Below are 20,237 nucleotides of genomic sequence, written 5' to 3'. Positions count from 1 at the left end.
GTTTTGATTTAGTCCGTTCGCTTTTTTATTTATTTTACATTCCCAGTAAGCTAGTTAAAAATGTACCGCCATAAATTAACGCAAGACTATATAAATAGATAGAAGCAGGTTTTGCTAATAAAATAATCAGAGTAAATTTTTTCACAGACATTTTTGTTAAACCGGCCATTAAACAAAGCGCATCATCCGGTGCAATCGGGAAGAAAATTGCTAAAGCAAACAATCGTTCAAAACGTTTTTCATTGTCTAACCAACCGATATACTTGTTATATGTTTTATCACTGACAAGGCTCATAATGAATGGTTTCCCATAATTACGACCTAATAAGAAAATGATAATAGAGCCAAGTGCAATACCAACGTAATTATAGACGAAGCCCATTGTTGGCCCAAAAATCAAGACCCCTGCAGCACAGCTAACACCACCAGGAATAATCGGAATAACCACTTGAATAATCTGAATTAACATGAAAATAATCGGACCGAGAATGACAGATTGCCCTACTAGTCCTCTTAGTGCATTGATGTCCTTGAAGACACCTAATCGGATAAAATAGATGGTTGCAATTATGGTTGCAACAATGCCCAAAATGGAAATAATATTAACAATTTTTCTAGATAGGGTAACACTCACATTTCTCATCTCCTTTAGTTATACTCATCGTACTTTTAGTATATAACTTTTCATCAATAAAAAACATCGTTTGTTCTTTCTGCAAACGAACAAAGTTGTAAGATACGCATCATTTGATAAGTTTATTATACAAAAAAAGAGACAGAAAAGACATCCTACTTAAGACCCATTCTGCACTGATCTTTCGAAAGAGAGTAAAAGAAACGAAAGTGGCGCATCTTTTAGTAATATTATAGAGGGGCAAAGAGTGAAATTAAATTTGCATCCACGTCTTTAATGATTGCGTATCGTTGGCCCCAAGGTGCATTCCAAGGTTCTTTAAAAACAATGTAACCAGCTTGGCTCATTTTTTTCACGGTGTTATCAACTTCTGCGGCCGTTTCACAAAGAAAAGCAAGTTCAATTTTATCGCCTTGTTGGCTAGGCGCAAACCCATAGACACCAGTAATCATTTGTAGTGAATTTAAAGAAATCCTGACGCCATTGTTTTGTAATTCTGTGTAATCAGGCGAAGCTTCTCCCAGCACGTTAAAACCTAGCGTTTGGTAAAAAGAGAGTGCTTGTGTCATATCGTTGACGATAATACCGACCATATCTAACTTCATCCTCATAACCTCCGATCTATGATAAAATAAGTGTAAGGGATTTTTTGGTAAAAACCAAACGATTTATAGCGAGAGTGCTTAAAAAAATTATAATGTAACAGTTTACAACGAAGAATAAGAAGACTATAATTATGTTAACTAGTTTTAGGTGTACCTAAAAGTGAAATGTGTGAACAAGATAGATTGAGGGATGTTGGATGAAAGAAAAGAAAACGGAAAAAATGCTTAATTATGCAAATGGACCTAGTTTAGAAGAGATAAATAATACCGTCGAGGTACCTAAAAACGCAAGCTTTTGGCGAACTTTGCTAGCCTATAGCGGACCTGGCGCCTTAGTGGCTGTTGGTTATATGGATCCAGGAAATTGGATTACGTCAATTGCTGGCGGAGCGGAATATAAGTACACGTTACTTAGTGTGATTTTGCTTTCTAGTTTAGTTGCCATGTTACTACAAAGTATGGCTGCGCGCTTAGGAATCGTGACAGGAATGGATTTAGCCCAAGCGACTAGAGAGCATACAAGTAAACGAACGGGCGTTGCCTTGTGGGTGGTGACGGAGTTAGCCATAATGGCAACAGATATCGCTGAGGTAATTGGTGGTGCCGTTGCTTTGCAATTATTATTTGGTTTTCCATTATTAATTGGTGTGTTGATAACAACGTTTGATGTTTTATTACTTTTGCTACTGACAAAGTTAGGCTTTCGCAAAATCGAAGCAATTGTTTCTTGTTTAATTGCAGTTATCTTTTTTGTTTTTGCTTATGAAGTGGCATTAGCAGATCCAAATATTGGTGAAGTGTTACGAGGTTTTATTCCAGACACAAAAATAGCGACAGATAAATCCATGTTATTTTTAGCCTTGGGAATCGTTGGAGCGACAGTCATGCCTCATAACTTATATTTGCATTCTTCCATTGCGCAAGCTCGGAAATTTGATCGTAACGATGATGCTGAGAAAGCCAAAGCAATTCGTTTCACTACTTGGGATTCAAATATTCAATTAACTGTCGCTTTTGTCGTAAATTGTTTGTTGTTAATTTTAGGAGGAGCATTATTTTATGGAACCAACAGTGAATTAGGTAAATTTGTTGATTTATTTGATGCTCTGAAAAATCCAGATATTGTTGGTAATATTGCTAGCCCAGTGTTAAGTATTCTTTTTGCAATTGCTTTACTGGCTTCGGGTCAAAATTCAACGATTACAGGTACGCTGTCAGGACAAATTGTAATGGAAGGCTTTATCCATTTAAAAATGCCGTTGTGGGCACGACGAGTGTTAACTCGTTTGTTAGCAATTGTGCCAGTCATTATCTGTGTCATTATTTATGGCGGTAGCGAAACGGCTGTTGAAGACTTGTTACTTTATACGCAAGTTTTCCTAAGTATTGCTTTGCCAGTGTCGATTATTCCTTTAACGATGTATACAAGTGATAAAAAATTAATGGGCCAATTTGCGAATCCAGCGTGGGTGAAATTTTTAGCTTGGATTATTGCTATTGCCTTGACGTTATTAAATTTATTTTTAATTTATGGCACATTAACTGGTTTAACGAATTAATAAAAACAAAGGCTGACTAGAAAAGTTGGCCTTTGTTTTTTCATAGAATTTGCGCGTAAGAAATGGTAGAATAGGAAAGATGAAATACAAGGAAGAGAGGCTTTCACGTGACAGATTATTTAAATGTAGGAAAAATTGTGAACACACAAGGAATCAAAGGGGAAGTTCGGGTCATTTCGAAAACGGATTTTCCAGAAGAACGTTATCAAAAAGGGGCAACGTTACTGCTATTTCAAGAGAAAAAAGCACCAATTGAATTGGTCGTGGAGTCCCACCGCAAGCATAAGAATTTTGACATTTTAAGCTTTGAAGGACATCCAAATATCAATGATGTTGAAAAATATCGTGACGGTATTTTAAAAGTTGCAAAAGACAATCTCGCTGAATTGGGAGAGGACGAATTTTATTATCACCAAATCATTGGTGCCACTGTTTATGATGAAACCGGTAGTGAACTGGGAAAAATTAAAGAAATTTTATCTCCTGGTGCGAATGATGTGTGGGTCGTCCAACGACCAAAGAAAAAAGATTTACTTTTACCGTATATTGAAGGCGTTGTTACAAAAGTCGACGTCGAAAATCAACGGATTGATGTGGACATTCCAGAAGGATTGATTGACGATGAGAATTGATGTATTAACTCTTTTTCCTAGAATGTTTGAAGGACCAATGGGGGAATCAATTATTGGGAAAGCTCGGGAAAAGCAGTTATTAGAATTGAATGTCTCTAATTTTCGCGATTTTTCAGATAACAAACACCAAACGGTCGATGATTATCCGTATGGCGGTGGCGCGGGGATGCTTTTAAAAGTACAACCGATCTATGATAACCTAAAAGCAATTGAAGAAGAGACAAACCAGCAGCCAAAACGGGTCATCTTATTAGATCCAGCCGGAAAACCGTTTAATCAGAAAATGGCCGAGGAATTTTCACAAGAAGAACATTTAGTTTTTATTTGTGGACATTATGAAGGCTATGATGAGCGAATTCGCACGATGGTTACAGATGAAGTTTCATTGGGGGATTACGTTTTAACAGGGGGCGAATTAGGCGCAATGGTCATGATTGATGCGACAGTCCGTTTATTACCTGATGTCTTAGGTAATAATCTTTCTGCACAAACGGATTCACATTCCACTGGCCTATTAGAGCATCCACAATATACCAGACCTGCTATTTTCAACGATATGGAAGTCCCTGCCGTGCTAACGAATGGTAACCATAAATTAATTGCAGAATGGCAACTAAAAGAATCATTACGACGGACCTTTTTGCGTCGACCTGACATGTTGGAATCAGTAGAAATGACGCCTGAAATGTTGAAGTTATTAGAGGAAATTAAACAAGAAGAGCAAAAATAAGGGAACTTTCAAGAAAATTCTCTTTACAGCTTATTTTGTCTGTGGTAAACTAATTTGGTGAGTGCAATGCGCTCTAACTATTACAATATTCCGCTGTGGCAGAAGTGACCATAAGAATATTTGGGAATAAGGAGAAGGATAAAATGAATCCATTAATTCAAGAATTAACACAAGAACAATTACGTACGGATATTCCTGCGTTCCGCCCTGGTGACACTGTTCGCGTTCATGCGAAAGTAGTCGAAGGTACTCGTGAACGTATCCAGTTATTCGAAGGTGTTGTAATTAAACGCCGTGGTGCTGGAATCAGCGAAACTTACACAGTACGTAAAGTTTCAAATGGTGTTGGTGTGGAACGTACATTCCCATTACACACACCACGTGTTGCTCAAATTGAAGTGGTTCGCTACGGTAAAGTACGTCGTGCAAAACTTTACTACTTACGCGCATTACACGGAAAAGCAGCTCGTATCAAAGAAATCCGTCGTTAATCTTTACTATTCGACAAACGAACACCCTCTTGCTCAGCAAGAGGGTGTTTTTGTGTGTAATTAAGTAGAAAATCAACATTGACTAAGACCAGAAATGCTTCCTTTAGTGTTCCGAGTTGCTTTAATATAACACGCCAAATTGATAACCATTTGCTTGATAAAACTCTATTAATTGTGGCAATGCTTGTTTTGTTAATTCCTTATCTACTGAATCATGCATTAAGACTACTCTAATATTATAATCCGGATAAACCTCAAGTGAATGTTGATGGAAAGCGAGCATTTCTGCGACTGTAGTAGGCTGTCTGTCTAACGGCTCCGCATCTCCAACCATCGCATTCCAGTCAATCCAATGGATGCCAAGTTGTTTGAATAATTCATCAGATTTTTCTGTACCTCCCCATGACATATGACCTCCTGGGTATCGCCAGAGAGTTGTTTGAAATGTTTCGCCCAATATTTTTTTAAGAGAGTTCTCCATGGTTGCTATTTCCGCTTGTATTTCTTCAGTGTTAACAATCCCGTTTGGATATAACGTTGCATAATCATGAGTTGAACTATGAAAGCCTATTGAATGCCCTTCTGCGACTTCGCGTTTCACTATGTTTTGATTTTCGGAAGTTAGGGTATTTCCTACAAGAAAAAAAGTTGCGTGGACGTTATACTTTTTTAATGTATCTAGGACTTGTGGGGTTATTTGATTATTAACGCCATCATCAAAGGTTAAGAATACTAATTTTTCACCTTTGTAAGGTTCTTCTCCAGTTATATATTTTCTGATTTTGTCTGCTGAGTAAGCATATTTTTTTGATGAAATAGTCATGTGTGTTGATTCCTTTTCTAACTTGGTCGGGGAATCTTTTTTTGCAGTTGAATTTTTAGTCGATGTCTGCGTAGTATCATCATTTTTACTTGTTATCTTGGGTTGAGTTAATAGGAACGTTTGAATGAAAACAAGAACAATGAGGATTAACGCACTAAATAATACATACCCGTTTATTTTGAATTTTCTTTTCTTATGTCGCATACTTTCACTCCTCTTTGGTTAATGAAAAAGTTAAAAAATACACCTCCACGTTATACAAAATTGAACGTCCTATTAGTTATAGACGAATTTGAGGACCAAAAAGTTTCAATTTTTTCAATTTAGTTAGTTGTTTATTTAATAAAAAATAAAAGGTTGCTAGAGGATGAAAGGAGTATAATTTATTTATCTAGAAGAGTAATCGGAATGAGAAAGGGCTGTGGAAATGGATCATCAACAGGTGTTGAAAAATGAAATTAAACAATATTTAGTGAGTAAAAACTGTGAGAAGACGTATTATCATTGTATGGAAGTTGGAGAGTATGCCTATCAACTTGGTGAAAAATATTTAACTAGTCCAGAAAAAGTAAGTATTGCAGGATATTTACACGATATCTCTGCGATTTATCCAAATAATCAGAGAATTAGTGTCGCACAAAAATATGGGATTGAATTAAACGAAGCAGAAATGGCCTTTCCAATGATAATTCATCAAAAAATTTCTAAGTCTATTGCGAAAATGGATTTTGGTATTGAAGACAATGAAATTTTATCAGCTATTGAATGCCATACAACATTGAAGAAAAACTATTCGGACATAGATTTAGTTTTGTTTGTCGCTGATAAAATAAAGTGGGATCAAGAAGGTAAACCACCATACTTAGATGGTTTATTACAAGCTTTAAATTGTTCTTTAGAAAATGCCGCATATTTCTATATTGATTATATTTTGAAACACGATATTAAAGTTGTGCATCCTTGGTTATGGGATGCTTACAATCAACTTAATTTGATAATTAAATAACAAATAAACATAGTCGTTTTTAGTCGAGTTTTGCTGGTGAGAAAAGTGGAAAAGTAGTACAGTATTCTTGTCAGAAAGAAGGGATTCCCAATGAAAAAAATAATCTTGATAGGTCTTTTATTGAGTATTTTATCAGGATGTTCTTCCAACAAAAGTGGTGATAGCACTGCAAGCAAGCCGACAGCAACATCAGAAATGAAAGCACCTGTTACCGTTAACAACAGCCAAGCAAGTCAAATGAGCACGGAGTCAAAATCTAGTACGACTCAAAGTAATTCTTCTGCTTCTAGTAAAGCTGAAAATCAGTTGTGGTCTGCGCAAAAAAAGGCACAACTACAACAATTTATGGCTGATTGGGGGCAACGGATGAACCAAACGTATAAAGAATATACACCAGGAAATTCAATCAATTTTAATGGCGTCCAAGCGCCTGATGGTCTAGTAGGAAATGTTACTATGCAACCAGCGATTGGTCAGCATCCCATTTATTTAGAATGGTCTGAAAATGGACAAGTGAAGGATGGATATGCGTTAGTTGCTGTTTACTCTGATGCAGAAACGCAACCAGAAATGCAAAAGCATTTGTATTTATTCACCATCGTTAACAATCATCCCTTAGTTTTAGTGACGATGCAAAATCAAGGAGATCCTTATGGCTATCTGTATTTTGGAGCAACAGATAATGCAGAGTTGAGGGCTGGCTTTGAAAAAATTGTAGGTGCCCCGTCAATTACTAAAGAACAAATCCCAAATATTTCAGTCAATCCGTGGTCTTCAAAAGAGGAAGCGATTGATTTTTACGAAGGAATGTATAAAAACACGGCAAACGAAATTTCAACTCAAATTGACTGGCATAACTATCAGCGGGCAAATTGGCGCGAGGTAGAAACAAAAGGCGACACGTTGACATTACATTTTGCCAACGTGGGCGGTGCTGGGGGCTCATACACACAATTCACGAAAGTTGGTACGAATACTGTTGTTGTATCATTTGATGGCAATGCTGCTTATCCCGATAACCCAAGTAGCGTTTTACTCGTGAAAAACAGTGATTATAAAGTTTTAAGGACTTTGAATCAGTAATAGGGGAAATACGTCGTTTACTTAAACATAGGCAAAGGCAGGTTACTTATAAAAAGGTAAGCAGCCTGCCTTTGCCTATGTGCTATTTTTTTGGATAGAGGTGCTCAGAGTAGGGGATGTTTTTCTGGGAAGTTTTTATGCTAGATCTCTATTTGACTAGGCTCAAATAGATCTGAATCAATCGTTGAAGTGATATCTGTTTATATAAAGATAGGCTAAATTGTCATTTTTTTACGAATCGTCGTTCATGTTAAAATAAATGGAGAAATGTTTTAGTATTCATAGTAAGTATTTTATCGTAGAATAAAAGATATACTAACAATTCCACGTCTTGTTCTTGATGGCATTCACGTAGTCGGATCGTTAGTTGGAACCCGTCAAGATTTAAGAGAAGCTTTCCAATTCGGTGCAGAAGGAAAAGTTGTTCCTGTTTGTCAAACACGTCAACCAGAAGAAATTAATGCTATTTTTGAAGAAATGGAACAAGGAAAAATTCGCGGGCGCATGGTCATTGATTTTCGCAGTTAATTTAGTTTTTTAGTGATTCGTTGATTTAATCTGAAAACCATGAAAGGATGGATGGAATGTTTGCAAATCTTACTCTCCGTGAGAGACGACTGCTTAAGCAAGCACAAGTGGGAGCCACAATTAGCTTTATTCTTTTGTTTGTACCAATTCTGACAATCAGTCTTTTGCATACCAGTGACTTATTAACAAAATGGCTAGGTATAGTTGGGGTAATTATGGTTTTACCATTGTTGTATTTTGCGTGGCAGATTTTAAAGATAGCCTATAAAGATCAAAAAGATAATCCAACGCCTCCTTTGTGGGTTCCGAAAGTTTATGGGATTGGGCTTTCGATCAATCCCTATCACCGGTTTGGAAAGTTAATTTTTATATTGCTAGCGGTACTGATAGTTGGCATCATCATTAGTTTGCTTTTCACACCAGCAAGTCAAATCAATCACTAAAAAACGAGTAATTAACACCCTCTTGCTGAGCAGGAGGGTGTTGATTATTTTTAAATAGACTAGATTTGAGCAACAGGTATTAGATTTTTGAAAAAGTCTTTCTTTTTCTGATGTAGATATTTTCGCAATAAAATCATCATTATAAGTGAATTAACAGGTTTATCAAGGGTTAATACTTGTTAATGGTGGCTGCTATAATTAACCGTTGACAAACACAAAAAAACCATCATACGATAATTATGTTATTAAAAAAGTGAAAAATTGGTAGTCAACAAATGAAAACGCATTCATTAGGAAATTGTGATTCTGTACTAAAATTTTTATATAAGATGAAAATGGATTGTTTTCATTTAATATTTTATTGAAAGGATGTGTTTATGAAGGGGTTACTGAAACTGACTTGCTTACAGTCTCAGTAAACTAAGAAAATCGTTATGACTTTTCATCTGGATAAAACTTTGTTGGGTTTTGGATTTTGTGAGTAATTGTGTCGGAACTATTCTATGGGGAGCAATTTTAAGGAGGAAAAAATGAACAAAGAGTATCAGGGTAAAAAAATTTACGGTAAAAAGCACTGGTTGACATTTTTATTAGTGAGTTCGTCTGTATTGGCGTTCCATTCGTTTGTTACGATGGATTCTCAAGTGGTTGATGCGCAAGAGCAAACAGCAAAAGAAGACGTAGCTGATTCAGCAACGTCAGTCGGAGCAATTGTGTCGATTGAAAAAGCGGAGAAAAACTTTGTCATTACGTATGCTTCTGGAAAAAAAGCACAAATTAGTATTTTAAACGACCATCTTTTTCGCTATCATCTAGATCCAACTGGTAAATTTGAAGAATATCCAACTCCAAATGATCCAAAGCATGTTGCGAAAATTACGGCTAAAACAATGGCCGACTATGGTACACAAGCCTTTGAGCAAACGAACGTCACAGATTCAGGAAACCAATTTATTCTAGAAAATAATGGTTTAAAAATTATGTTCGAAAAAGAAAGCGCTTTAATGAAGGTTCTAGACAAGAAAAAGAATCAAGTTATTTTAGAAGAAACCGCTCCGCTATCCTTTAAAAATGATAAAGCTACACAAACGTTAAAACAAAGTAGTCAAGAAAATTATTTTGGCGGAGGAACTCAAAATGGTCGATTTACGCATAAAGGAACAGCTATCCAGATTGTCAATACGAACAATTGGGTAGATGGCGGAGTAGCATCGCCTAACCCATTTTATTGGTCAACTGCAGGGTATGGCGTTGTTCGAAATACATGGAAACCTGGCAACTATGATTTTGGAAGTCATGATCCACAAACAACCACAACAACGCACGAAGGAACAGATTTTGATGCTTTTTATTTCTTTAATGATTCCTCAGCAGGTATTTTAAAAGATTACTATGAATTAACCGGGAAACCAGCTTTGATGCCAGAATACGGGTTCTATGAAGCACATTTAAACGCGTATAATCGGGACTATTGGGTGAAAGTAGCAGAAGGAACCGCGGGAGCAGTTAAGTTTGAAGATGGTAATTTTTACAAAGAATACCAACCAGGCGATCTAGGAAACTTAAATGGCACGCTAGAATCTTTAAATGGAGAAAAAGAGAATTATCAATTTTCTGCACGCGCAGTTATTGATCGATATAAGAAAAACGATATGCCGTTAGGGTGGTTCTTGCCAAATGACGGCTACGGTGCTGGCTATGGCCAAACAGATTCATTGGACGGCGATGTACAAAACTTAAAAGAATTTACAGAGTATGCTCAAGCCAATGGTGTTGAAGTGGGGCTGTGGACTCAATCTAATCTCCATCCAGCGGATCCTAAAAATCCTAAAAAAGGAGAACGGGATATTGCGAAAGAAGTTAGTGTCGCTGGTGTTAAAGCTCTCAAAACTGACGTGGCGTGGGTCGGGTATGGGTATTCCTTTGGCTTAAATGGTGTAGAAGATGCCGCGAATGTTTTTGTAAAAGAAACAGACGGCGCAGTTCGTCCGATGATTGTTTCATTAGATGGTTGGGCCGGAACCCAACGGCACGCTGGTATTTGGACAGGCGATCAAACGGGTGGTCAATGGGAATATATTCGCTTCCATATCCCAACATATATCGGGACTTCGTTGTCTGGACAACCAAATGTCGGTTCAGATATGGATGGAATTTTTGGTGGAAAAAATAAAGAGGTCAACATACGTGATTTCCAATGGAAAACTTTTACACCAGTGCAGCTAAATATGGACGGCTGGGGCTCCAATCCAAAAACGCCATTTGCTTTTGATCAAGAAGCCACAGATTTGAACCGAGCGTATCTAAAATTAAAATCAATGATGATGCCTTATAACTACAGTATTGCCAAGGAATCAGTTGATGGACTACCAATGGTACGGGCCATGGCTTTAGAATTTCCTAATGAAGGAACAGCATATACAAAAGATTCTCAATACCAATATATGTGGGGACCCAATTTACTCGTTGCCCCAATTTATAATGGCAATCAAGATGAGGCAGGAAATTCAATCCGTGATGGAATCTACTTACCAGATGAAAAACAAGTCTGGGTTGACTTATTTACAGGCGAAAAATATCAAGGTGGCCGTGTCTTAAATGGAGTAAAAACACCGCTGTGGAAGGTGCCCGTTTTCGTCAAAGATGGCAGTATTATCCCAATGACGAATCCAAACAACAATCCAAAGGAAATCCAACGAGATCAACGATCTTTCTTGATTTATCCAAATGGCACCACTTCTTTTAATATGTATGAAGATGACGGAATTTCAACTAGTTATGAAGCTGGGCAATCAGCTACGACTAAAATAAATAGTCAAGGCCCTAAATCAAACGAAAAAGGGGATCTGACCGTTACTATCGAACCGACAAAAGGAAGTTATAGTGGCTTTGTTGATGAACGAAGCACCACGCTTGATTTGCTAGCTTCAGAAGCGCCCGAAAGCGTAACAGCAATGGTGGGGGGAACAGAAGTAACCTTGAAACAAGCAGCTAATAAAGAAGAATTTTTAGCTGGTACAAATCTATATTATTTTGATAAAGAATTCCAAGTGAATCAGTATCTTTCTGAAGCTTCAGGAGAAAAACTGAACCAATCAGCGTTATCAGTAAAACTAGCGAAACAATCTGTGACCGCCAAAGATGTTCAAATAACTGTCAAAGGTTTCATTAATAAAGGAACGGTTGACGGAGGAAATACAACGGTCGATGACCAGTTAACTATTCCGGCAAATGTCGCAATCAATGAAGAAAAAACAACGCCATCTTCTTTGACTCTTCAATGGGATCAAGTAACTGAGGCAACAAGCTATGAAGTAGAGCGTGACGGAACTGTTTTCGGAAATATTCAAACGAATACAGCAACATTTGATGGATTTTCCTTCCTAAGCGAACATACTTTTCGAGTTCGAGCTGTTGGAAAAAACGGGGTCTCTGAATGGAGTGAACCGATTAAAGGAAAAACACAAGATGATCCCTATAAAGAAACAATTAATCAAGTCAAAGCAACAAGTAATTTACCAGAACAACCAGGCGCAGAATTGAAGAAATTAACAGATAAAGATTTGAGTACAGGTTGGCATACGAACTGGTCAACCGGCATCGCTAATCCAAGTGATGGAAATTTCTTGTCTTTAAAATTTGATCTTGGTGCGGAGTATCAAATGGATAAAATTGAATACTTGCCAAGAGACAATGCCGGCAACGGAAATATTTTGCAACTCCAGTATCGGACGTCGAAAGATGGAGCTAATTGGACAGAGTTTTCAGAACCTATTAACTGGAAGCAAGATGCTTTGACAAAAACCATTGAAACGAAGGAGCAAGCGTATCGTTTTGTTGAAATGAAGGTATTAAAGTCGGTGGGTAATTTTGGCTCTGGTCGTGAGATGCTCTTTTACAAACAACCAGGAACAGAAGGAATCTTACATGGAGACATTACTAATGATGGAACGATTGATGAAAATGATGCAATGAGTTATCGAAACTATACAGGCTTAGAATCTGTGGACAGTGACTTTAATGGCTATGTTGAAAAAGGCGATTTAAATAAAAATGGGGTAATTGATGCTTATGATATCAGTTATGTTTTACGACAATTAGATGGTGGGATTGAGATACCTGATGTCGAAGAAATTGCGGGCGGTTTATCCCTTGCTGTGGTTAATGAAAATGGCAAGGATACCTATCTTCCTGGCGATACATTAACCTTTACACTTAAAGGTCAAGACTTAAAAAACATTAATGCGTTAAGCACAAAAATGTCCTTTGATTCTAGCAAATTTGAACTTGTCGGTCAGCCTGCAACCACGAATAATACAAAACAAATGGAAAATTATTCTAAATATCGGAAACATTCAAATGATGTGGAGAATCTGTATTTAGTTCTTAGTAATCAAGGAAATAAACAATTGTTAAATGGTTCAATGGACTTAGTTACCTTTAAAGTTAAAGTAAAAGAAACAACTCGCGTAAAACGTGCGACAACTGTTGAGCAGCCATTACAATTTGATATGAGTCAAGGCTTATTAGTAGGCCAAGGATTCCAACAAGCCACACTTTCAGATTTTTCTGTAACAGTGAAGCCCACAGAGCTAGTAGATAAAGAGTTATTACAAGCGCTAATTACGCTAAATCAAGCACGTGTCGAAAAAGAATATACGCCTGAAACTTGGGCAATTTTTAAACCAGTCTTAGATGAGGCAGTAGCTGTTCTAGCCAATGAACAAGCCACACAGACAGACGTTTCTGCTGCTGTGGAAAACCTAGAAAAGGCTGCAAGTCAGTTGGAAAAAATGCCTGATGTAGCGAATAAAGCTGATTTAGAAAAAGCAATTCAAGAGGGGCTGGCGAAGAAACCAAGTGATGGGCAAGAATTCACCGAAGAAACTAAAAAAGTTCTCGAAGACTCATTAGCAGCAGCTCAAAAAGTATTTGCTCAAGAAAAAGTTACCCAAGAAGAAATAGACCAAGCGACTAAAACATTGCGTGAAGCAATTGCACAATTAAAAGAACAACCCGTCGCCGTTGATAAGGAAACCTTAAAAGAGAAAATCGCTCAAGCTCGAGGAAGAAAGCCGGAAGAAGGATACCAATTTACAAAAGAAACAGAAAAACAATTGCAAGAAGCAATTCAAGCGGCTGAAGCAATCGTAGCGAAAGAAACGGCGACAAAAGAAGAAGTCTCTGAGGCTCTAAACGCATTGGAAACTGCAATGGCTCAATTAAAAGAAGTACCCCTTGTAAATAAAGACCAATTACAAGAAGTAGTCAAACGAGCGCAGCAAGTCACTCCAAGTGAAGGGCACCAATTTACTGCCTCCTCGTTACAAGATTTACAAAAAGCGCTTTTAGCAGCTAAAAACACATTGGAAAACCCAGCAGCTAATCAAAAAATGATTGATGAAGCGGTTGCTGAATTAACTAGTGCCATCGATGGGTTACAAGAAGAAGCGTTAGTTACAGATAAAAAAGCCTTAGAGGCAATGATAGCCAAAGCAAAAGCAATCAAACCATCTGCCGGAAAAGAATTTACCAGCGAGTCTAAAGCGCGCTTAACTGAAGCAATTGACCAAGCGGAAGGGATTTTAGCTGATAAAAATGCTCGGCAAGAACAAATTGATACTGCTGAAAAAAATGTAAAAACTGCTTTGGATAGTTTAGAGGAACAAGTCCTTCAAGCGGATAAAACAAAGTTGAGAGAACTGCTTCAAAAAGCAGAAACCTTGAAACCTAAAGCAGGAAAACAATTTACAAAAGCATCGCAAGAAGCTTTAGCTGAAGCAATTAAACAAGCAAAAGCACTTGTTGAGGACCCAAGTGCGACGCAAGAAGCTGTGGACAAATGTTTAAGTATTTTAGCACAAGCCATTGAAGCAATGGCAGAAGAGCCAATCAGTAGCAACTCTACAGGCAACAATAGAAATCATGGCACGGTTAGCGGGACTGGTAGCGTAACCAGTCCAGGAAAGGGCACAGCAGCAGGTGGAACGACAACAAAAACCACCACTTCTGGTACTTTGCCAAAAGCAAATGAAGTTGTTTCGCCAATCTGGTCAATCAGTGGTTTTCTATTGATAGTAAGTATTGGTTTAGGAAAATTATTCTTCAAAAATAAAAAAGACCAAAATTAGCGTATCATTAACTTACAAGGCGCATTTGTACAAAAACAGTGTGCAAATGCGCAAGTAAGTAATAGGAGAGGATTTTTACGAATGAAAAGAAAGAAAATCAAGAATCAACTACTTGTTTTAACAAGTATTCTCGTTCTTCTGAGTTTGGAAGTCGCTCCAGTTGTTACGTTGGCTGCAGAATTACCAAGTAGCTCGCTACAAACAGCTCTGTCCTCGGAAACGACAATTACTTCGGAAGAAAAAGTAATTGAAACAACCGAAACAACCGAAACAACTGAAACAACTGTTGCTACATCGACAACGTCCACTAGTAGTTCGTCATCTGAATCAAATAGTTCTACCGATACGACTACCGAATCAACGAGTCATTCAACGACAGAAACGACAACCACAAATACTAGTTCTGAAACAAAAAAAGAACCTACAGAGCCAACGGTATCATCAGAAATCACGCAGCCTATTGAACAATCGCAACCACCACAAGTTCAACCACCACAAGTTCCTGTGACCAAGCAAGAACCTGAAGAACCTATTCAAGTTCCTGAAGCCACCAATAACGTTGTTGAAGAAAATCAGGCTGTATCGTTAAATCCGTCCCTCAAAGTAGATGAAATAGCTTCTTCAAATTTAAAAGGCTACGAACTGCCACTGTTGTCGTCTTTTGGCGAAAAGAAACGGGCAGTCGTGGTGGCTGAAGCATTAAGACACATTGGGAAAACAAAAAAAGAATTTAATTTGACGGAGCAAGCATTGACCAGTAGTTTCCTTGCCCAAAAAATTTACCAACAATTATTTAAAATAGACATTGGCAGTACACCGCAAGAACAAATGACATTTGGTAAAGTTCGTTCTATAGAGGAGGCAGAACCTGGTGATCTGATTTTTTGGCAAACAGCTGAAGGAAAAACGCTTCAAAATGGTGTTTATCTTGGCCAAGGAAAATATTTAATTGCCGCAGCGGAAGCGGATTCTAAAGAGAAACCAGAAGTAATCGCTCAGTTAGAGAATATCTATACTGCCAAACAACAACCAGACTCAAAAGAGGAAAAACGCTTGGTAGTGACTAATCCTTTTAAGGAGTTCATATTAACGGAGTATGGCAAAGAAGTTTTAGCAACATATGGTGCGTCATTTGAAATGCAGAAGTCAGAACAAACCACAGCGTTTATTAAAAAAATTGGTGAGACAGCCAGAGAACTTGGCGAAAAATACGATGTTTTTGCATCAGTGATGATAGCTCAGGCTATTTTAGAAAGTGGCTCTGGCGAAAGTCAACTAGCCAAAGAACCTTATTATAATCTCTTTGGCGTGAAAGGTTCGTTCCAAGGAAATAGTGTTAGCTTTTCAACAAAAGAGGCTGATCAGAGGGGCCAACTTTATACAATTTCCGCTGGGTTTCGCGATTACGGTGGCTATAATGACTCACTGCAAGATTATGTTCAATTACTCCGACAAGGGATTGACGGAAATCAAGATTTTTATAAACCAGCGTGGCGTTCGGAAGCCAAAAACTACCTTCAAGCAACGCGTTTTTTAACAGGTAAATATGCAACAGACAAGCAATACGATAATAAATTAAATTCGTTAATTGCGGTTTATAACTTAACGCAATTTGACTTACCAAAAACAGCAGACGGTTTGATTATCCAATCTAAAAATGAGCTGTCGGAAGCGGAACAGCAACAAATGCATTTTCCAGTCTATGATGGGATCAATTATAATCGGAGTGGTAGCTATCCCGTGGGCCAATGTACGTGGTATGTCTATAATCGTTTCAAACAGTTGGGCACTTCTGTGGATGAATTTATGGGAAATGGCAGTGACTGGGGAAGAAAAGGACGTGCATTAGGCTATCAAGTTAGTTCATTGCCTAAAGCTGGTCGTGCGATTAGTTTCCAACCAGGAGTTGCTGGCGCAGATAATCAATATGGACATGTTGCTTTTGTTGAAGCGGTCACTTCTGATGGAATCATTATTTCTGAAAGCAATGTCATCAATGATCAAACGATTTCGTATCGTGTCTTACCTAATGCAATTGCTTATAGTAGTGGCGTGACCTACATTGGCGCTTAAGCGACTCATTCAACAGGAAGAAGTGTGGATGTTTAAGTAAAAAGTTAGCACAATGATCCATGTGTGAACTAACAAATTAAAATAACCAGAATCGACCAATGAATTGATTTTGTCATGTATAAAATGACAAGAACAGTTTGGCGGTTGATTCTTTGTTTTTCATCAACGAAGAGACAATCGTCCTCATGATTCGTTAGAAAAAGATGAATAGTCCAAAGTACTCTTTCTTGATGCTTTGTTATTTTATGTTTTTGTTTGCAGGAAACTACTGAAATCGCTATACTAAATTTATGTGAATATACTAACAGACAATCAATTTTTTATCTCTTTTATTGGTGTATAAATTGATTGAACATTATAATCATTTGTCTTTTGTTGTGTAATTTTATATCTTCTTGAGAAAGGGATGAGTGAACAAATGGCTATTTATATATTAGAAGACCAAATTATTCAAGCAAAAGCGTTAGAAGCATTGTTAACAAATATCCTACATTCAAGAAATATTTATAATGAAACAATCCATTTATTTTCACGTTCAGATGAATTATTACAAGTGGCACACCAGGACGCCCAACTAAATATCTTTTTCCTAGATATTCAAATGAACAATCATATCCAGGCAGGATTTGAGGTTGCTAAAGAAATCAGAAAAACAGACAGTGAAAGTCTGATTGTATTTATTTCTACTCACACAGAATTAGTTTTAACTTCCTACAAATATATGGTTTCAGCTCTTCAATTTATTCAAAAGAACGTGGATTTTCTAGATTTCCAAAAAGAGGTCGAAACATGTGTCGATGCATATATTCAACAAAAAGAAAATATAAAGACAAAAAGTGAATATATTATCATTAACTTAAAAGCGTCTTCTATAAAAATGGATATTAATGATATTTATTTCTTTCAAACGGAATACGATCATCGTGTATCAATGGTTGGTAAAAATTTTAAAAGAGAATTTTATGGAACGTTATCAAAAATTGAACAACTGCATCCAGATTTGATTAGAGTCCATCAATCAATCATCATCAATAAAAAATATGCGTCAAAATTAAATTATAAAACGCATCTTTTAACTATGAGAGACGGAACGGAAGTACCAGTCTCAAGAAGATATTATACTCAGGTCAAGGCACTATTTCTTACTTAGGGAGGGATAATGACTAATTAAGGAATTATCTATCTATTAGTCGCTATATTCGTTATAATTTAGTGCAATACTTGAAGAGGAGGGCGATATGCTAATCGATTGGATTCTAAAAAATATTATGGATATGGATCAGGAAGATCAATCAGGAAAAACACAATGGACAAAGTATTATCTAACCGTTTATTTTTCTGGCTTATTTAATTTTCTGATGATTCTGATTTTATCAGTTTTATTTGGGACGTTAAGCGAAACCTTTATTGTATACGTCGTACTGATTTTTTTACGGCCTGTCGCAGGTGGCTGGCATGCAAAAACCAAATGGCTCTGTCGTCTAGAAAGCATTGTTATCTATGTTGCCATACCATTTGTATTGAAAAATTCTTCTGTGAGCTTACCGTTTATTTATAAAATTTTATTGATTTGCCTCTTAGTCGTATTATTTTATTGGTATGCGCCACAAGGAACAGCAATCGAACCTGTTCAGCCATCTGATTTAAACGTGCTCAAAAAGCAAAGCCTTATAAGGGTGTGTTTACTTATTTTATGTAGTCTGTTTGTCAAAGAAAAGATTGCTTCAGTAATACTCTACGGTCTCGTCATCCAAGGTCTGATGATACTCCCTGTAACAAAAAATTTAATTGAAGGAAGTGTTTTTATGAAATTTGGTAAAAAAATAATTAAAAATGTTATTGAAAAAAGAGTTGCAAAAGTCAGTGATGGTGTGGGAACTAAGCCTAGATTAAATCAAAATTCGCCCAATATATTTGGACAATGGATGGGACAAACTGAAAAACCTAAAAAGAATATTGAAAAATGATTTTGTCGTTATTAGCTACTAACGTTTTGCTTGTATCTAGCTTTATCGTTTTTGTCTTTTTACGAGTAACATTGATCAAGATTGAATGTAAAATACCGTTACTTTCATTGCTTATTGTCATTAATCTTTGTTCGTTTGCGGCATTAATGTTGGGCTACTCTTGGTTGATTTATGCGCTGACAGTCGTTATTTTTACAGGATTTTTACTCATTCACAAAAAGAGGTTCTCAATTTTTAAAGCGATATTTTTATCCGTTTTTACATTGCTTATGGTTTCGTTTATCAATTACACGGAGCAAACGATTTTAAGTGTTTTTTTTCAACAGATTTATCAAAATAAATTATTATGGATTGCCTCAAATGTTCTTCTGTTGCTTATAAATATCTGGATTGCTTTAAAAATTCCCAATAGTGTTTTTTTAAGATTAAATCGTGTGTTAGAAAATAGTCGAATTTTTTTTGGTTGTTTACTTTTATTGTTGATTCTGTTGTTACTTTTTGTGTTTTTGATTTCGCCAGAGATTTCACCTGACTTTATGCGAGGATTTGTCACGGTAAATAGTTCTAAATTGGAGTTATTAATAAGTGTAGGTTTATTTTTAATTCTGATTGGCTTAGTCATTGAAGCTTATTTGGAAGAACAACGTATCAACACTCAATTATTGAATAATTTAACGATTTATACTGAAAAAATAGAATCCATTAACGAAGAGCTAGCGATGTTTCGTCATGATTATAAAAATTTATTGTATAGTTTACAAATTGCTATTTCATACGAAGATATTCTGGAAATCAAAAGAATTTATGAAGAAACGATTGCACCAACCAAAAAAATTATTGATAATGAAGAATTTGAACTTATGAAGTTAAATCGTTTGAAAAATATGGAACTTAAGGCACTCATAAGTATGAAAATTAATACCGCAAAGCAAGCAAAACTAAAAGTGATTGTTGATGTGCCAGAAGTATTTATTCTCGATACATCAATCGACTTAGTGGTTGTGATTCGTTTGTTGGCTATTCTATTAGATAACGCGATTGAAAACAGTGCAAAATCAGAATTGAAAATGTTCGCTATCTCAATTTTCAATAAAAATGAAACACAAGAGTTTGTGATAACAAATAGTGTCCAAGCCGAATTTGATTTTAGGGTTATGAAGAAAACCAAATTTAGTTCTAAAAGTAACCCAGAAGAGCACGGTTGGGGATTGTTATATGTAAAAGAAATTGTTGATTTTTCAGATCAATTTGACTTGCAAACGTCCTTCAATGAAGGATCGGTTACTCAACATTTAATTATTGAAAAAAATCATAACAGTAAAAAAGTTGTTAACGAATGAATTTGTTAACAACTTTTTTGCTATGGTATTGAGTTATGAGGGGCAATACAGGGAAAAATGTCGGCTGATTAAGGAATTTAGATAGTGCCGGTTAGGTAGTTGTCTATAATGAAAATAGCAACAAATATTTACGCAGGGAAAGGGGCGGTCGTTTAACGGGAAAAATTAGGGAGGATAAAGCAATACTTTTGT

15 protein-coding genes and 1 pseudogene are annotated in these 20,237 nt (G+C 36.6%); 13 read left to right on the top strand and 3 right to left on the bottom strand.

What is annotated here, in order from left to right:
* Window positions 1-34: 34 nt before the first annotated feature.
* Window positions 35-643, bottom strand: coding sequence for a TVP38/TMEM64 family protein (locus tag IGL56_RS07600; protein WP_002383106.1), 609 nt, complete (start codon window positions 641-643; stop codon window positions 35-37).
* A 221-nt stretch (window positions 644-864) separates the two neighbouring features.
* The gene (locus tag IGL56_RS07595; protein ID WP_002381774.1) at window positions 865-1,239 is read right to left on the bottom strand and encodes a VOC family protein; all 375 of its coding nucleotides are present in this window, start codon (window positions 1,237-1,239) and stop codon (window positions 865-867) included.
* A 197-nt stretch (window positions 1,240-1,436) separates the two neighbouring features.
* Here IGL56_RS07595 and IGL56_RS07590 point away from each other — a divergent pair, with 197 nt between their 5' ends.
* From IGL56_RS07590 to rplS, 4 genes are all read left to right on the top strand, one after another.
* On the top strand, window positions 1,437-2,798 hold the full coding sequence (locus IGL56_RS07590) for an Nramp family divalent metal transporter (RefSeq protein WP_002357171.1): 1,362 nt from the start codon (window positions 1,437-1,439) through the stop codon (window positions 2,796-2,798).
* A 107-nt stretch (window positions 2,799-2,905) separates the two neighbouring features.
* Window positions 2,906-3,430: a ribosome maturation factor RimM gene (rimM, locus tag IGL56_RS07585; protein ID WP_002357172.1), complete on the top strand. Its 525-nt coding sequence runs from the start codon at window positions 2,906-2,908 to the stop codon at window positions 3,428-3,430.
* The gene (gene trmD / locus IGL56_RS07580) at window positions 3,420-4,160 is read left to right on the top strand and encodes a tRNA (guanosine(37)-N1)-methyltransferase TrmD (RefSeq protein WP_002381776.1); all 741 of its coding nucleotides are present in this window, start codon (window positions 3,420-3,422) and stop codon (window positions 4,158-4,160) included. The genes rimM and trmD overlap by 11 nt, the downstream gene beginning before the upstream one ends.
* 143 nt (window positions 4,161-4,303) lie before the next feature.
* Complete coding sequence (gene rplS, locus IGL56_RS07575) at window positions 4,304-4,651, top strand: 50S ribosomal protein L19 (protein WP_002357176.1); 348 nt, start codon at window positions 4,304-4,306, stop codon at window positions 4,649-4,651.
* Between the two features lie 121 nt (window positions 4,652-4,772).
* Here the strand turns inward: rplS and IGL56_RS07570 are convergent, their stop codons facing one another.
* Window positions 4,773-5,678 (bottom strand): polysaccharide deacetylase family protein, encoded by a 906-nt coding sequence (locus IGL56_RS07570; RefSeq protein WP_002357177.1) that lies wholly within the window; start codon window positions 5,676-5,678, stop codon window positions 4,773-4,775.
* A gap of 223 nt (window positions 5,679-5,901) precedes the next feature.
* On the opposite strand from IGL56_RS07570, the gene yqeK reads away from it, so the two are divergent.
* The 9 genes and pseudogenes from yqeK to fsrC all read left to right on the top strand — a co-directional run bounded on the left by yqeK (window position 5,902) and on the right by fsrC (window position 20,045).
* Window positions 5,902-6,480 (top strand): bis(5'-nucleosyl)-tetraphosphatase (symmetrical) YqeK, encoded by a 579-nt coding sequence (gene yqeK / locus IGL56_RS07565; RefSeq protein WP_002385850.1) that lies wholly within the window; start codon window positions 5,902-5,904, stop codon window positions 6,478-6,480.
* Window positions 6,481-6,570: 90 nt separating this feature from the next.
* A complete protein-coding gene (locus tag IGL56_RS07560; RefSeq protein ID WP_002357179.1) occupies window positions 6,571-7,563 on the top strand; it encodes a DUF4767 domain-containing protein in 993 nt (330 codons plus the stop codon).
* Window positions 7,564-7,878: 315 nt separating this feature from the next.
* A pseudogene (gene adhP / locus IGL56_RS07555) lies at window positions 7,879-8,091 on the top strand (alcohol dehydrogenase AdhP); the annotation flags it as partial.
* Between the two features lie 47 nt (window positions 8,092-8,138).
* Window positions 8,139-8,534: a hypothetical protein gene (locus IGL56_RS07550; protein WP_002357220.1), complete on the top strand. Its 396-nt coding sequence runs from the start codon at window positions 8,139-8,141 to the stop codon at window positions 8,532-8,534.
* Window positions 8,535-9,037: 503 nt separating this feature from the next.
* Window positions 9,038-14,665, top strand: a complete 5,628-nt coding sequence (locus tag IGL56_RS07545) for a TIM-barrel domain-containing protein (protein WP_002392318.1) — start codon at window positions 9,038-9,040, stop codon at window positions 14,663-14,665.
* Between the two features lie 81 nt (window positions 14,666-14,746).
* Complete coding sequence (locus IGL56_RS07540) at window positions 14,747-16,738, top strand: amidase domain-containing protein (protein WP_002357223.1); 1,992 nt, start codon at window positions 14,747-14,749, stop codon at window positions 16,736-16,738.
* Window positions 16,739-17,156: 418 nt separating this feature from the next.
* The gene (fsrA, locus tag IGL56_RS07535) at window positions 17,157-17,888 is read left to right on the top strand and encodes a response regulator FsrA (RefSeq protein WP_078126945.1); all 732 of its coding nucleotides are present in this window, start codon (window positions 17,157-17,159) and stop codon (window positions 17,886-17,888) included.
* 88 nt (window positions 17,889-17,976) lie between these two features.
* Window positions 17,977-18,705, top strand: coding sequence for an accessory gene regulator AgrB (locus tag IGL56_RS07530; RefSeq protein ID WP_002377181.1), 729 nt, complete (start codon window positions 17,977-17,979; stop codon window positions 18,703-18,705).
* Window positions 18,702-20,045, top strand: a complete 1,344-nt coding sequence (gene fsrC / locus IGL56_RS07525; protein WP_002392317.1) for a sensor histidine kinase FsrC — start codon at window positions 18,702-18,704, stop codon at window positions 20,043-20,045. The genes IGL56_RS07530 and fsrC overlap by 4 nt, the downstream gene beginning before the upstream one ends.
* Window positions 20,046-20,237 lie beyond the last annotated feature (192 nt).

Source organism: Enterococcus sp. DIV1316a (genome assembly GCF_050536915.1).
Lineage (GTDB): Bacteria > Bacillota > Bacilli > Lactobacillales > Enterococcaceae > Enterococcus > Enterococcus faecalis.
This window is presented reverse-complemented; position numbering and strand designations above follow the sequence as displayed.